The sequence below is a fragment of the Candidatus Poriferisodalis multihospitum genome (genome assembly GCF_028283155.1).
In the GTDB taxonomy this organism is placed as follows: Bacteria; Actinomycetota; Acidimicrobiia; order Acidimicrobiales; family Poriferisodalaceae; genus Poriferisodalis; species Poriferisodalis multihospitum.
The window spans coordinates 1-12,682 of record NZ_JAPYOK010000123.1; the positions used below are offsets into that span (position 1 = coordinate 1).

9 protein-coding genes are annotated in these 12,682 nt (G+C 67.0%); 5 read left to right on the plus strand and 4 right to left on the minus strand.

The genetic code is table 11. The features are described from left to right. Together hflX and VI480_RS15185 are read left to right on the plus strand one after the other, a co-directional pair. On the plus strand, window positions 1-1,324 hold a 1,324-nt coding region (gene hflX, locus VI480_RS15180; protein WP_323673703.1), incomplete at its 5' end, for a GTPase HflX. 7 nt (window positions 1,325-1,331) lie between these two features. Next, window positions 1,332-2,525, plus strand: coding sequence for an aminotransferase class I/II-fold pyridoxal phosphate-dependent enzyme (locus VI480_RS15185; protein WP_323673704.1), 1,194 nt, complete (start codon window positions 1,332-1,334; stop codon window positions 2,523-2,525). Between the two features lie 41 nt (window positions 2,526-2,566). On the opposite strand, the gene VI480_RS15190 is transcribed toward VI480_RS15185, so the two are convergent. The 4 genes from VI480_RS15190 to recA all read right to left on the minus strand — a co-directional run bounded on the left by VI480_RS15190 (window position 2,567) and on the right by recA (window position 8,107). Continuing rightward, window positions 2,567-3,598, minus strand: a complete 1,032-nt coding sequence (locus VI480_RS15190; protein WP_323673705.1) for a tRNA (adenosine(37)-N6)-dimethylallyltransferase MiaA — start codon at window positions 3,596-3,598, stop codon at window positions 2,567-2,569. Window positions 3,599-3,611: 13 nt separating this feature from the next. Beyond that, window positions 3,612-5,108, minus strand: coding sequence for a MiaB/RimO family radical SAM methylthiotransferase (locus VI480_RS15195; RefSeq protein ID WP_323673706.1), 1,497 nt, complete (start codon window positions 5,106-5,108; stop codon window positions 3,612-3,614). 64 nt (window positions 5,109-5,172) lie between these two features. Next, on the minus strand, window positions 5,173-6,945 hold the full coding sequence (locus VI480_RS15200; protein ID WP_323673707.1) for an NAD(P)/FAD-dependent oxidoreductase: 1,773 nt from the start codon (window positions 6,943-6,945) through the stop codon (window positions 5,173-5,175). 76 nt (window positions 6,946-7,021) lie between these two features. Then, a complete protein-coding gene (gene recA / locus VI480_RS15205; protein WP_323673708.1) occupies window positions 7,022-8,107 on the minus strand; it encodes a recombinase RecA in 1,086 nt (361 codons plus the stop codon). A 191-nt stretch (window positions 8,108-8,298) separates the two neighbouring features. Here recA and VI480_RS15210 point away from each other — a divergent pair, with 191 nt between their 5' ends. The 3 genes from VI480_RS15210 to VI480_RS15220 are packed head-to-tail and all read left to right on the plus strand — an operon-like array spanning window position 8,299 to window position 12,151. Then, a complete protein-coding gene (locus VI480_RS15210; protein ID WP_323673709.1) occupies window positions 8,299-9,183 on the plus strand; it encodes an enoyl-CoA hydratase/isomerase family protein in 885 nt (294 codons plus the stop codon). Window positions 9,184-9,194: 11 nt separating this feature from the next. After that, a complete protein-coding gene (locus VI480_RS15215) occupies window positions 9,195-10,499 on the plus strand; it encodes an MFS transporter (protein ID WP_323673710.1) in 1,305 nt (434 codons plus the stop codon). 41 nt (window positions 10,500-10,540) lie between these two features. Continuing rightward, window positions 10,541-12,151, plus strand: coding sequence for a CaiB/BaiF CoA-transferase family protein (locus VI480_RS15220; RefSeq protein ID WP_323673711.1), 1,611 nt, complete (start codon window positions 10,541-10,543; stop codon window positions 12,149-12,151). The last annotated feature ends 531 nt before the right edge of the window (window positions 12,152-12,682 follow it).

Genomic DNA, 12,682 nt, shown 5'->3' on the forward strand with positions numbered 1-12,682 from the left:
GGCTGAGTCTGGGCTGATCGATCGGGCTTTTCGGGAGCAGATCGTGCTGGTGGGGGTGCAACTGGCGGAGCGGACTGCTGATGAGGTGGACGCCAATCTTGACGAGCTGGAGCGGCTGGTGGACACCGCGGGCGCGGATTCTGTGGAGCGGATTGTTCAGCGACGGGATGCACCTGACCCGGCGACGTTTGTGGGACGGGGGAAGGCCGACGAGATCTTGGATGCGTCGCTTGAGCACGATGCCGACACCGTGGTGTTCGACGACGAGCTGTCGCCAGCGCAACAGTTCAACTTGGAGCGCATTCTGCAGCGCACCGCGCTCGACCGCACGGCGGTCATTCTTGACATCTTCGCCCAGAACGCCACGACGCTCGAAGGCAAGGCGCAGGTGGAGTTGGCCCAGCTTCGCTACCGGCTCCCACGGCTGCGCGGCCGCGGGCGGCAGCTCTCGCAGCAGGCTGGCGGCATCGGCACGCGGGGACCGGGCGAGACCCAGCTCGAGGTGGATCGCCGACGGATCCAGCGGCGGCTGGCGCGACTCGAGAAGGATCTGCGCGGGCTGCGGCGGACTCGGCTGAACCAGCGCAAGTCGCGCCGGCGCTCCCGCTACCACACGGTCGCGATCGTGGGTTACACCAACGCCGGCAAGTCGACCTTGCTGCGGCGCCTCACCGGGGCCAACGTGCTGGTGGAAGACCGACTGTTCGCCACGCTCGACGCCACCACTCGGCGACTGCAATTGCCCGGCGGCGAGACAGTGCTGGTCACCGACACGGTCGGTTTCATCAAGAAGCTGCCGACATCGCTGGTGGAGGCCTTCATGTCGACGCTGGAGGAGGTGGCCGAGGCCGACCTGCTGGTGCACCTGGTCGACGCCTCAGCGGCGGAACCGGAGATGCACGTCGATGTAGTGCGCTCCGTGCTGCGCGAGATCGGCGCCGGTGAGGTCGACGAACTCATCGCTTTCAACAAGTGCGACGCCGCCGACGGCGGCACTGTGAGGCAGTTGCTGGAGCGCTACGAGGGCTCCCATGCGATATCGGCCAACAGCGGCGACGGCGTCGAGGAACTCCTGCTCGCTGTCGGCGACCGTCTCCGGCACCTCACCGAGGTCACCGAACTGCGCATCCCCTACTCCCGCGGCGACACCCTCGCGGCGGTCCACCGGGAAGGCGAAGTGCTCTCGGAAGCTCATGACGACCACGGGACCGTGGTGCGTGCACGGCTCGACGCCGTCTCCCGCAGCCTCTTCGCCGAATTCGCAACCGGAACCGCTGACGGCGGCACCCCTTCAGATGCTGCCCGCGGCAACGGCGCGCAATGATGTTGCGGTGAACGCACGCACTGGGTACGTACCGCCGCCGTATCCCTATGACCGGCTGGACGATCTGAAGCCACTCGCTGATCGACACGAAGGCGGGCTCGTGGACCTGTCCATCGGCACACCGGTGGACCCGCCAACGCCCGCCGTGCTGGCGGCGCTGGGCGGGTCGGATTCCGAGCGCGGCTATCCGCCTTCGATTGGGACGCCCGAGCTTCGGGACGCGGCTGCGCGCTGGTGCACCGAACGGCTCGGTGTACAGGTCGACTCCGCCACAGAAGTGGCGGCGACCATCGGCTCGAAGGAGTTCGTGGCTGGGCTGCCCCACTGGTTGCGCCTGCGCACCCCCGGACGCGACACGGTGCTGTTTCCCGAGATCAGCTATCCCAGTTACGCGATGGGAGCTGAGCTGGCCGGCTGCCGGGCGGTGCCGGTGCCTGCGGACGAACACTGGTCGATCCAGCTCGACGCGATCTCGGAGTCCGACGCTGAGCGTGCTCTGGTGCTCTGGGTCAACACGCCGGGCAACCCTGCCGGCGGTCTCGATGACCTCACCGCTGCTGCCGAATGGGGGCGGGCGCGGGGTGTGCCGGTATTCAGCGACGAGTGCTACGCCGAGTTCACTTGGGACGGAGTGCCCAGAACGATCTTGACGCCGACCTCCGCGGCGACGGCTGGCGGCGGTGAGGCCCACAGCGATGAGGTAGACACAGGACAGGGCGGCGGCATGCGCGCCGAGGTCGACGGCGTTGTCGCAGTCCATTCATTGTCAAAGCGATCGAACCTGGCTGGCGTACGGGTGGGTTTCTACGCAGGCGATCCTGCGCTCGTCCACTATCTGCGAGAGGTTCGCAAGCACGCCGGGTTCATGGTGCCGGGCCCGGCGCAGGCGGCGGCGGTAGCAGCGCTGGCCGACCAAGACCATGTTGCCGAACAGCGAGAGCGATATCGGAACCGGCTGGAGCGGCTCGCGCGCATCGTCGGCCGCTTCGGCCCCGAGCCTGCGCTGCCACGCGGCGGCTTCTACCTGTGGGCTGCAGCCCCCGACGGCGACGCGTGGGCGTTCACTCGCACGCTGCTCACCGAGGTGGGCATTCTCGTATCGCCTGGTGAGTTCTACGGATCGGCCGCAGCCGATCGTGTCCGGGTAGCCGCCGTGCTGGCCGATGACGCCCTCGACATGGTCGAATCCCGCCTGAGCTAAACCTTCGACTGAAACTCAAATCTTGGTGCGGCCAGAGGCCTTCAGGATTCAAGCTGCTCCATTTGGTCGGCCATCTCCGCGGGGCTTCCGTGCGAGATCCAGGTGATCCTGGGGTCTCGGGCGAACCAGCGCTGCTGACGGCGGGCGAATCGCCGGGTGCGTGCGATGGCGACGTTGAGTGCTTCGTCGAGCGTGCATTCCCCTGCCAGGTGCGCTCGCAGCTCCTTGTAGCCGAGAGCTTGCGCGGCCGTGCGCGACAGCGGCCGAGCAGCGAGCCGGCGCACCTCTTCGAGCATGCCCAGCTCCATCTGTCGGCGGTACCTGTCGCCGATGAGCTCGTCCAGCGCCGTCCGACCGGGATCGATGCCCACGATCCGGAACGGGACCTCGGGATAGCTCTGCAGCCCCGGCCCGAATGACGAGAACGGCCGGCCGCTGCCCAAGCACACCGACAGCGCCCGCACGATTCGGCGCAGATTTGTTGGCTCCATACGCGAAGCGGCCAGCGGGTCCAGTTCGGCGAGACGTTGGTGCAGCACGACCGCGCCACACGCGCCACCATCCGCAGCCTGACGAGCCGCCGCCACGTCAGCCGTGCACCCGTCGACCCCGCCGCCGTCATGTGCTGCCGCTGCATCGGAAACGGCGGCGGCCTCGGCCTCGAGTTCGGCGGCGATGTCGGTGAACTCCGGTGGCGGCGTGAGACCGTCGATGACGGCACGGAGGTACAGACCGGTACCGCCCACCAGCAGCGGGACTGCGTCCCGGCCGGCGATGTCAGCCATGGCCGCCTCGAAGGCCGTCGCATAGTCGACGACAGTGAATCGCTCTGCCGGTTCCACGAGATCGATGAGGTGGTGCCGCACCTCAGCTTGCTCAGCGGCGGAGGGCTTGGCGGTGCCGATGTCCATACCGCGGTACACCTGCATGGAATCGACTGACACCAATTCCGTCGGACCGGCGATGTCGGGCCGGGGGCGGGCACGCCTGACCAACTCCAGCGCTAGCGCCGACTTGCCCGACGCCGTCGGGCCCACGATGACCACGGGCCGATGGCCGCCGTCACCACCCATGGCTTCCCGCCTCTCAGCGGGCGGCAACCGGTATGCGGGTGCGGTGTCGCGCCGGGGCGATGACCTCGATGAGCTCTCCGCTGAGGTGGAACGTGGCAGCGTCGGTCACGAGCACTCGTACATAGGTGCCAGTTCGCAGCGGCTCGGCTGACGCGAAGTGCACCAGACGGTTCTGGCGCGTCCGGCCTGAGAGGGTGTCCGGATCTCGCTTCGACAGTCCCTCCACTAGCAGCTCTTCGACGCGGCCCACCCTGGATTCGTTGCCAAGGCGTGCGGAGCGCTCGATCACGGTTCGCAGCCGCTCCATGCGTTCAGCGGATACTCCGGGGTCCACGAACCGGTCGACCATCTCTGCGGCTTCGGTGCCCGGCCGCGGCGAGAAGACGAACGTGAATGCGCTGTCGAAGCGGGCCGCCGCAGCGAGTTCGAGTGTGTCGGCAAAATCGCGCTCGGTCTCGCCAGGAAAGCCCACGATGATGTCGGTGCTGACCGCGAGGTCGTCAACGGCGGCGCGGGCGGCCTCCAGCCGCTCCAGGTAGCGCTGGGCGCTATAGCCGCGGTGCATTGCCCTCAGCACTTCGTCGCTGCCGGACTGCAGCGGCAGGTGCAGGTGTTCGCACACCGCAGGCGTCTCGGCTATGGCTGCGATGACGTCGGCCCGCAGGTCCTTCGGGTGCGGGCTGGTGAATCGCACCCGCTCGATGCCGTCGACGGCACCGACCGCCCGCAGCAGATCGCCGAACAACGGGCGAGCAGTGCGCCGCCCGCTCGCCCAGGCCTCGCCGGCTCGCCACGAGGCACCGACTGGACCGTCCGGGCCAGACGCATCGTTTGCGCGGCGGAGTGACAGGGTCACGTCGCGGCCGTAGCTGTTGACGTTCTGCCCCAGCAGCGTCACCTCGCTGACGCCGTCGGCTGCGAGGCGGTGTACCTCGTCGAGCAGTTCGCCGAAGGGGCGGGAGATCTCTCGGCCCCGCACCGAGGGCACGATGCAGAACGCGCAGGTGTTGTCGCAGCCGATCTGGATCGTGACCCATGCGGCGTGCTGGGCATCTCGCCGCACGGGCAGCGCCGAGGGGAACTCATCGGACTCGGCCAGGATCTCCGTCACCGGTCCCGAGACGCGTGCCTCGCTCAGCAGGTCGGCGGCACGAGCCACGTTGTGCGTGCCGAACACGACATCCACGTGAGGCGCCCGTCGGCGCACGAGGTCCTGGTCCTTCTGCGCCAGGCAGCCGGCGACGGCGATCTGTACCTCTGGTCGTTCCTCCTTGAGGCGCTTGAGGTGCCCAAGCTGGCCGTAGAGCTTGTTATCGGCGTTCTCGCGGATGCAGCAGGTGTTGAGCACAATCACGTCCGCGTCGGCCATGGTCGTCGCCGCAACCAGGTCATCGGCTTCCAGCAGGCCAGCAATCCGCTCGGTGTCGTGCTCGTTCATCTGGCACCCATAGGTGCGCACGAAGTAGCTGCGCCGGCCCCCGTTCTCGCCCACTCGCTCGCCCGCAGTCACGGCGTCAATGCTAGGGGCGCGCCCAAAGGCGGAAGGCAGGTTGAACTCAGTCAGATCAGCGCTGTCAGCGCTGCGTGAAGGCGAAGTTCTCCGACATGTTGTCGCGGGCGTGGGACATGAAGCCCAGGTACTGCTTGATGTTGCCGTTGAAGTTGCCGTCCTGGCGGCGGTTCTCGGCGCCCTCGAAGTTGTAGTAGCCGGGGGTGCAGTCGCGGTTGCGGGTGGTCTTGCCGCGGTTGGCGATGACCTGCTGCACCCACCATTCCTCAGCCTCGGGCAAGCAGTCCATGGTCTGCAGGCCGCCCCGGCGCACGAAGTCGATGCACTCGGCGATGTGCTCGCCTTGGCTGTTGAGCACGTCGGTGAGGTTGAACGCGAAGAACGCCTGATAGCCGCCCATGATGAACAGGTTCGGGTAGCCGGCAGTGTGGATGCCCAGCAGCGTGCGGATGCCGTCTGCGTACTTGTCGTTCAGCTCCAAGCCGTTCTCGCCGACGATGCGGTTGTAGATGCCGGTGCGCTGCACTTCGAATCCGGTGGCGTAGATCAGCAGGTCCAGCTCGTACTGCACGCCCTCAAACAGCGGACCCTGCTCGGTGATCTGGGTGATGCCCTTGCCCTGGGTGTCGACCAGGTGCACGCTCGGCCGGTTGAACGTGGGCAGGTAGTCATTGTGGAAGCACGGCCGCTTGCACATGAGCATGTACCAGGGTTTGAGCGCTTCGGCGGTACCGGGGTCCTCGACGACCTCGTCGATGCGCCGGTGGATGCGCATCATGGCATCGATGTTGGCGTTCTCCTGGCGACGGATCTTCTCCTCGCGCGACATCGCTGCGCGGCGAGCCTTCTGCTCGTCGCTGAGGCGAGGCCCGGCCATCGCGCGCTCGCGGCGGCGAGCCTGCCAGCCCGGCTTTAGCTTCGCGGCCCACTCCGGATTGGTCTCCCAGTCGTCCCGGATGTCGATCGAAGACGGCGTGCGCTGGAAGACGTACAACTCCTTGGCCATCTCTCCGAGCTGCGGGATGGCCTGCACTGCCGTGGCGCCGGTGCCGATGATGCCGACCCGCTTGTCGGCGAGGTTCTCAAGGTCTGCGCCGGTGTAGTCGTAGTCCCACCGCGACGTGTGGAAGGAGTGACCCGCGAACCGCTCCATGCCCTCGATCACAGCCAGCTTGGGCTTCGCGAGGGTCCCGTTCGCGCAGATGACGAACTGCGCGGTGATCTCATCGCCCCGGTCGGTGCCGACGCGCCACACCTCAGCGTCGCCGTCCCAGACGGTCGACGTCACCGTGGTCTGGAACATCGCCAGGTCGTAGAGCTCGTACTTGCGAGCGATCATCTGGCAGTACTCGTAGATCTCGTCGCCGGTGGCGTAGTGCCGCGTCGGCACGTAGCCGGTCTCGTCCAGCAGGGGCAGGTAGTCGTACGAGACGACATCGCAGGCCACGCCCGGGTACCGATTCCAGTACCAGGTGCCGCCGACGTCGGCGCCGCGCTCGACTATGCGGATGCTCTCGACACCCTTCTGACGCAGCCGGGCTGAGGTCAGCAGTGCCGAGAACCCGCCCCCGATGAACAGCACCTCGACCTCGTCGCGCACGGGCGGGCGCTCGACGCGCTCGGTCGCATACGGATCCTCCTCGTAGCGGGCGAAATCGCCGACGAACTCGGATGTGTAGATCTGCGTGCCGGGAGGCCGGTAGCTCAGCCGCAGATCGCGTTCCTCAGCGAATCGCGCCTTGATGTCGTCGTAGTACGACTGCGGCGGGCGCCCGTCGACGTCACGGGAATAGTCGAAGTTGAAAACGTTCTGCGGTTTCCCGGTCTTCTGCGCCACGTGTCACTCCCCGGTCGAAACCGACTCGTCCCGTACACCGAGACCGGATCAGGCTAGGGCAACACTGTCATGCGGGTCAGTCGACGCTGGCGCCCTCGGCCCGTGCTGACTGCGCATCGTCGAGGCGGTCGAGCACGTCGGCATCGTCGTCGGCGTCGCCATCTGCGCCGATGCCGAGCGTCGCACGGATCCGGCCGTCGATCTCGACCGTGACCTCGGGATTCGCGATCAGGAACTTTTTGGCGTTCTCGCGGCCCTGACCCAGCTGCTCGCCCTCGTAGGTGTACCAAGCACCCGACTTCTTCACGATGCCGTGCTCGACCCCCACGTCGAGCAGCGAGCCCTCACGGCTGATGCCCTGCCCGTACATGATGTCGAACTCGGCCTGCCGGAAAGGCGGCGCCACCTTGTTCTTGACGACCTTGACGCGGGTACGACCGCCCACCACCTCGCCCTCGACCTTGATGGCCTCGATGCGACGGATGTCGATCCGCACGGACGAGTAGAACTTCAGCGCCCGGCCGCCCGAGGTGGTCTCGGGGCTGCCGAACATCACGCCGATCTTCTCTCGAAGCTGGTTGATGAACACGCAGATCGTCTTGGTCTTGTTCAGGTTGGCGGTGAGCTTGCGCAGCGCCTGGGACATGAGGCGCGCCTGCAGGCCGACATGGGTGTCGCCCATCTCGCCCTCGATCTCGGCTCGCGGCGTGAGCGCCGCCACCGAGTCGACGACCACGACATCGATGGCACCCGAGCGGATGAGCATGTCGGTGATCTCGAGCGCCTGCTCGCCCGTGTCGGGCTGGGAGATCAGCAGCTCGTCGACATCGACGCCGATGTTCTTCGCGTACACCGGATCCATCGCATGCTCAGCGTCGACATACGCGCACACGCCGCCGGTGCGCTGCGCCTCGGCCACCAGGTGCATGGCAAGCGTGGACTTGCCCGATGCCTCCGGGCCGTACACCTCCACCACCCGGCCGCGGGGAAAGCCCCCGATGCCGAGCGCCAAGTCGATCGCGAGGCTGCCCGAGGAGATCGCCTCGACCGCCATGTGGTGCTTCTCGCCCATCTTCATCACGGAGCCGTCGCCGAACTGGCGCCGGATCTGCGTGAGCGTCATGTCGAGTGCTCGGTCTCGTTCTGTGTCCTGCTGACTCATGTCGTCCTCCTCGGACTCCCGTTCGGCCGCACCCGGTGTGCGATGCCGTCTCGGGGCACCGTAGGAGCGGGGTGTGACAACTCACGGGTGAATTTCTGCCGGCCCGTAATGACAGCAATGTAGTTCCGAACATCAGTTCGTGTCAAGGCAAGGCGGGCACAGTGGCCCAGCCATGTGGCACGCTGCGCCCCATGAGCCCCCCTGCTGAGAAATCCACTGCAATGACCGACGGCGACTTCGAGCTGCTGCACATCGAGCGCGACGCGGGCGTCGTGTTCGCCACCATTGACGCCCCGCCGATCAACGTGATGACACCGGTGCTGTTCCGCGAGCTCGCGAAGTTCAGCGTTCACGTCGCCGATGACGACTCGGTGCGAGTGGTGGTGCTGCGCAGCGACAACCCGGACTTCTTCATCGCCCACTTCGACGTGACGGCGATTTTGGGCTACCCGACCGACGGTCCCGCCGAGCGGCCCACAGAACACGTCGGGTTCCACGCCATGTGCGAGACGTACCGCACGATGCCCAAGGCCACCATTGTCGAGATCGGCGGGCGGGTCGGCGGCGGCGGCAGCGAGCTGTCGATGTCGTGCGACATGCGCTTCGGCGCGCTCGGCCGCACCGTCATCAACCAGATGGAGGTGCCGATCGGCATCTTGCCCGGTGGCACCGGCACGCAGCGGCTGCCGCGCTTGGTCGGGCGCGGCCGCGCCATGGAGGTGATCCTCGGCGGTGTCGACCTCGATGCCCGCAGAGCCGAGCAGTGGGGCTACCTGAACCGGGCGCTGCCCGCCGACGAGCTGCGGCCCTTCGTGACCGATCTGGCATACCGCATTGCGAAGTTCCCGCCCCAAGCCGTCGCTCTGGCCAAGCAAGCCGTCAATGCGGCCGACGAGTTGCCGCTGCGCGAGGGCATGTTCGAGGAGCGGTACCTCTTCCAGCGGCTTCTGCGCACGCCGGAAGCGCAGCCTGCCATGGAGCAGTTCATTGAACTGGGCGGTCAGACGCGCGACGGCGAGATGCGGGTAGGCGATCTCGTCGCCGACATCAGCACCGACAACGGCACAGACGGCTGAATTCCATTCCTGTGGCAGGTGCCGCTCCCCCGCTCGCGAGCCAGCCTGAGCTGATCGACTCGTGGCGCGCCTGGCTGGTGGCGGTCGGCGCCGGCCTGTCGTGCGGCGTGGCCTTCGGCACCATCTACACGTTCGGCGCGTTCATCGAGTCGATGTCGGCCGAATTCGGCGCCGGCCAGGGCGGCACCTCGGTGATGATCGGGATCGCCACACTCCTGTTCTTCAGCACCGGAATCATCTCGGGTCCGCTGTTGCATCGGCTGGGGCCGCGACCGCTGCTCGCAGTGGGCGGGGCGATGTTCGTCGCCGGCTTGGTCCTGACGTCGTCGGTCTCGCAGCTCTGGCACGGCTACGTCGTTTACGGCATCGGCTGCGGATTCGGGGCCGGCCTGTTCGTCTCACCGCTGTTCGCGACCGCTGCGTCGTGGTTTCTGCGGAACCGGGCAGTGTCGCAGGGACTGGTCGCGACCGGGCCCGGCTTGGGCACCATGTTCCTGGTGCCGCTCGCCGAGCGCATGATCGAGAATCTGGGCTGGCGAGAAGCCTTCCGTTGGCTGGCCGTCATCGGAGCGATCACCTTCATCGTGTGCTTCGTGCTGGTGCGGCGCACGCCGATTGTCGCGACTGCTCATCCGCGCGAGCACGTTCGCCGCGTCTGCCGGACGAAGGCGTTCTGGCTCTTGACGATCGGCTCCGCGCTGTTCGCGGTGCCGGTGATCGGCTCGCTCGCCGCCATCATCCCCTTCGCCCGCTCGGTCGGCATCAGCGCCAGCGCGGCTGCGTGGTTGCTCTCGGTCGTCGGCGGTGCGAGCATCGTCGGTCGCCTGCTGCTGACCAGTTTCGCCCGGGCCCTCGGATCGGTGCGCTTGCTGACGATCTCGTTCGGGATGCTGCCGGTCGCGTACGTGATCTGGTTCCTCGCATCCGACCGCTACTGGCAGATCGTGGTATTCGCCGTGTTGCTGGGCGTCGGTTACGGCGGTTTCGTCGCGCTGCAGGGTGATGTCACGCCGCACCTGTTCGGCGTAGCCGGCATCGGGTCAGTGCTGGGCCGCCTGTTTTTCTGCTACGGCATCGGCAGCATGGTGGGCCCGATCCTGATGCTCACGATGCACGAGCAAACCGGCGGGACGCTCGTGCCCATCGCCGTCGTGGCAGTGTTCGCCTTGGCAGGAACGCTGGTCATCTCGAGGCTCACCCGCGACCCGGTGCCGCTCGGTCCTCCCGATGGCCCGCCGGCAAAGCGCTCGCCTGTGCAACTGTCGCCTCCCAGCGTCTGGATGCCGGTTCCGGCGAACGGCCCCATCGGCCGCTGAAGGCGGGCAGCGGGCGCTGCTCGGCTCTATCGTCGTGCGCCGTGGAACGCCCACTCGAAGACGTGCTCGTGCTGGATCTGACCCGCGCTGTCGCGGGGCCGATCACCGGTCGCTTGCTGGCCGATCTGGGCGCCCGCGTGGTGAAGATCGAACCTCCCGATGCCGACCTCACCAGGTTCATCGTTCCCAACGTCGACGGATTCTCGCCCTACTTCGCCCAATTCAACGTCGGCAAGGAATGCGTTTCGCTTGACCTCACCCGGCCCGCCGGCCGCGATGTGCTGCTGTCGATGGTCCCCAAGGCCGACATCGTGCTGGAGAACTACCGACCGGGAGTGCTCGACAAGCTGGGGCTGGGTTACGACGTGCTCAGCGAGATCAACCCCGGCATCATCGTGGCGTCGGTGTCGGGCTGGGGGCACGGCAACAGTCGCAGCGGCCGGGGAGCGTTCGCGTCGGTGCTGCACGCCGAGGCCGGCGTGACCGAGATGGTCTCCCGGCGGCGGGGCGGCGACGCCTACCGCAACGACCCGATGTCGCACGCCGACACCTACACCGGGCTGCATGCATTGGGGGCCGTCCTGGCGGCGCTGCACATGCGCGTGCGGACCGGGCGCGGCCAAACCGTCGAGGTATCCATGGCCGAGAGCACGCTCATGTGCAACGACCAGGCCGCGACCGACCTGACCGGCCTGGATCCGCAGATCGGATTCAAGGGCGGGCAGAACTGGGCCGCGGTCTACCCATTGTCGAATGGCCGCCACGTCACGGTGACGCTCGATCTGACGGCCAACTTCGGCTTCAAGGTGATCGCGGCAGCGATGGACCGGCCGGAGCTGCGCGACGACCCGCGTTTTGCGCGCATCGAGGATCGTGTGCTGCATCGCGACGAGATCGAAGCCATCTTCGGCGAGTGGGTGAGCCAATTCGACAGCGCCGAAGCGGTCGAGGTTGCAATCGGCGTGAAGTCGGTGATGGCAGCAGAAGTGCGCACCGTGGCCGAGCTTGCCGCAACCGAGTGGGCCGAAGAACGCGGTGCATTCGTGGACATCGTGGGGGGCGAGGCCGCCGCGCCGATGACCGTCCCGCAGTCGCCTTGGCGATTCAGGGAGGCCGATGGTGGTCTGGCGCCCGGCGCCGTTGCCGGTGACCGGGGTCAGCACAATCGCGAAGTGCTGCGCGAGCTCGCTGGCCTCGACGACGGGGCGATCGATGCGCTCGAAGGCGAGGGCATCGTCTCAGCCGGCGTCGAGATCCTGTCGATACGGCGAGATCGTCGGCAAGACACTCCATGCGCCTTCGCTGAGGCGTCCTGTTCCCTAGGTCGCGCTGCTCCAAGGGCGTTCGTTCGTAACACCTTTGCTGCGCTGCCTACTGGCGCAGCTGGTCAGGAAACCGCGAGATGTTGGAGCCGAGGGTGGATAGCGATGCCGGTGCCGCCCGGGTGCGCCGTCATAACGCCAATCTGGCTGTATGGGCGCGCGCATTGGGCCTTCCGAACCCAGACTCAGCCGCCGCACGAGGACGAGTGTCGAAGGCTTGGCGCCGACTCGCCGAGCGCAGCTTGGTCGAGAGAAGCCGTCGTAACAGATATGCGGTTGTCAGTTTGCTCCGCTCACAGCACCATTGGCACCATCGGGGCTGACTGCTGAGAACCGGTACACGCTGAGACCCCCGTTTGGTCCTCATGGCATTTCGAGCAGCGCAACGAGTCGAAGTCGATGACCAGCCATGCCTTCATCGACGAATCAGTTCGCGGCCCGAACTACTGCCTCTGCGCCACGCTGGTGCCGGGGCACCGACTCGCAGCGGCGCGCTCGCACATGCGGTCTCTACTGATCTCAGGCCAACGGCGCCTGCATTTTGCCTCGGACCCGAATTTGGCGGGTTGGCGGTTGTGTTCCGTGTCAGGGTTCTTGAGACAGGGTTTTGTTTGTCCCTGATCTGAAGGAGAACTCGATGGGCCGTCCGCCGGTGAAGTCCGTGGAGGACAAGACCAGGATCGTGTTGGCGGTGCTGCGGGGAAGGTCGGGCTGGGGATGAGCGGTCCTGTCCCCGCCCGCGTCGACGGGGCCGCCAAGGGGGTGCTTTTGGGCCTGATAGACGACGCCATCGCGGCAGGCTGGACCCACGGCCGTGCCTGTGCGGTGCTCGGCTTGGATCGGCGCAGGGCGTGGCGCTGG

Excerpts from the sequence above, each read along its gene's own strand:
- VI480_RS15210 (WP_323673709.1), top strand. The coding sequence starts at position 8,299 with ATGAGCCCCCCTGCTGAGAAATCCACTGCAATGACCGACGGCGACTTC.
- recA (WP_323673708.1), bottom strand. The coding sequence starts at position 8,107 with ATGAGTCAGCAGGACACAGAACGAGACCGAGCACTCGACATGACGCTC.
- VI480_RS15190 (WP_323673705.1), bottom strand. The coding sequence starts at position 3,598 with ATGGGTGGTGACGGCGGCCATCGGCCCGTGGTCATCGTGGGCCCGACG.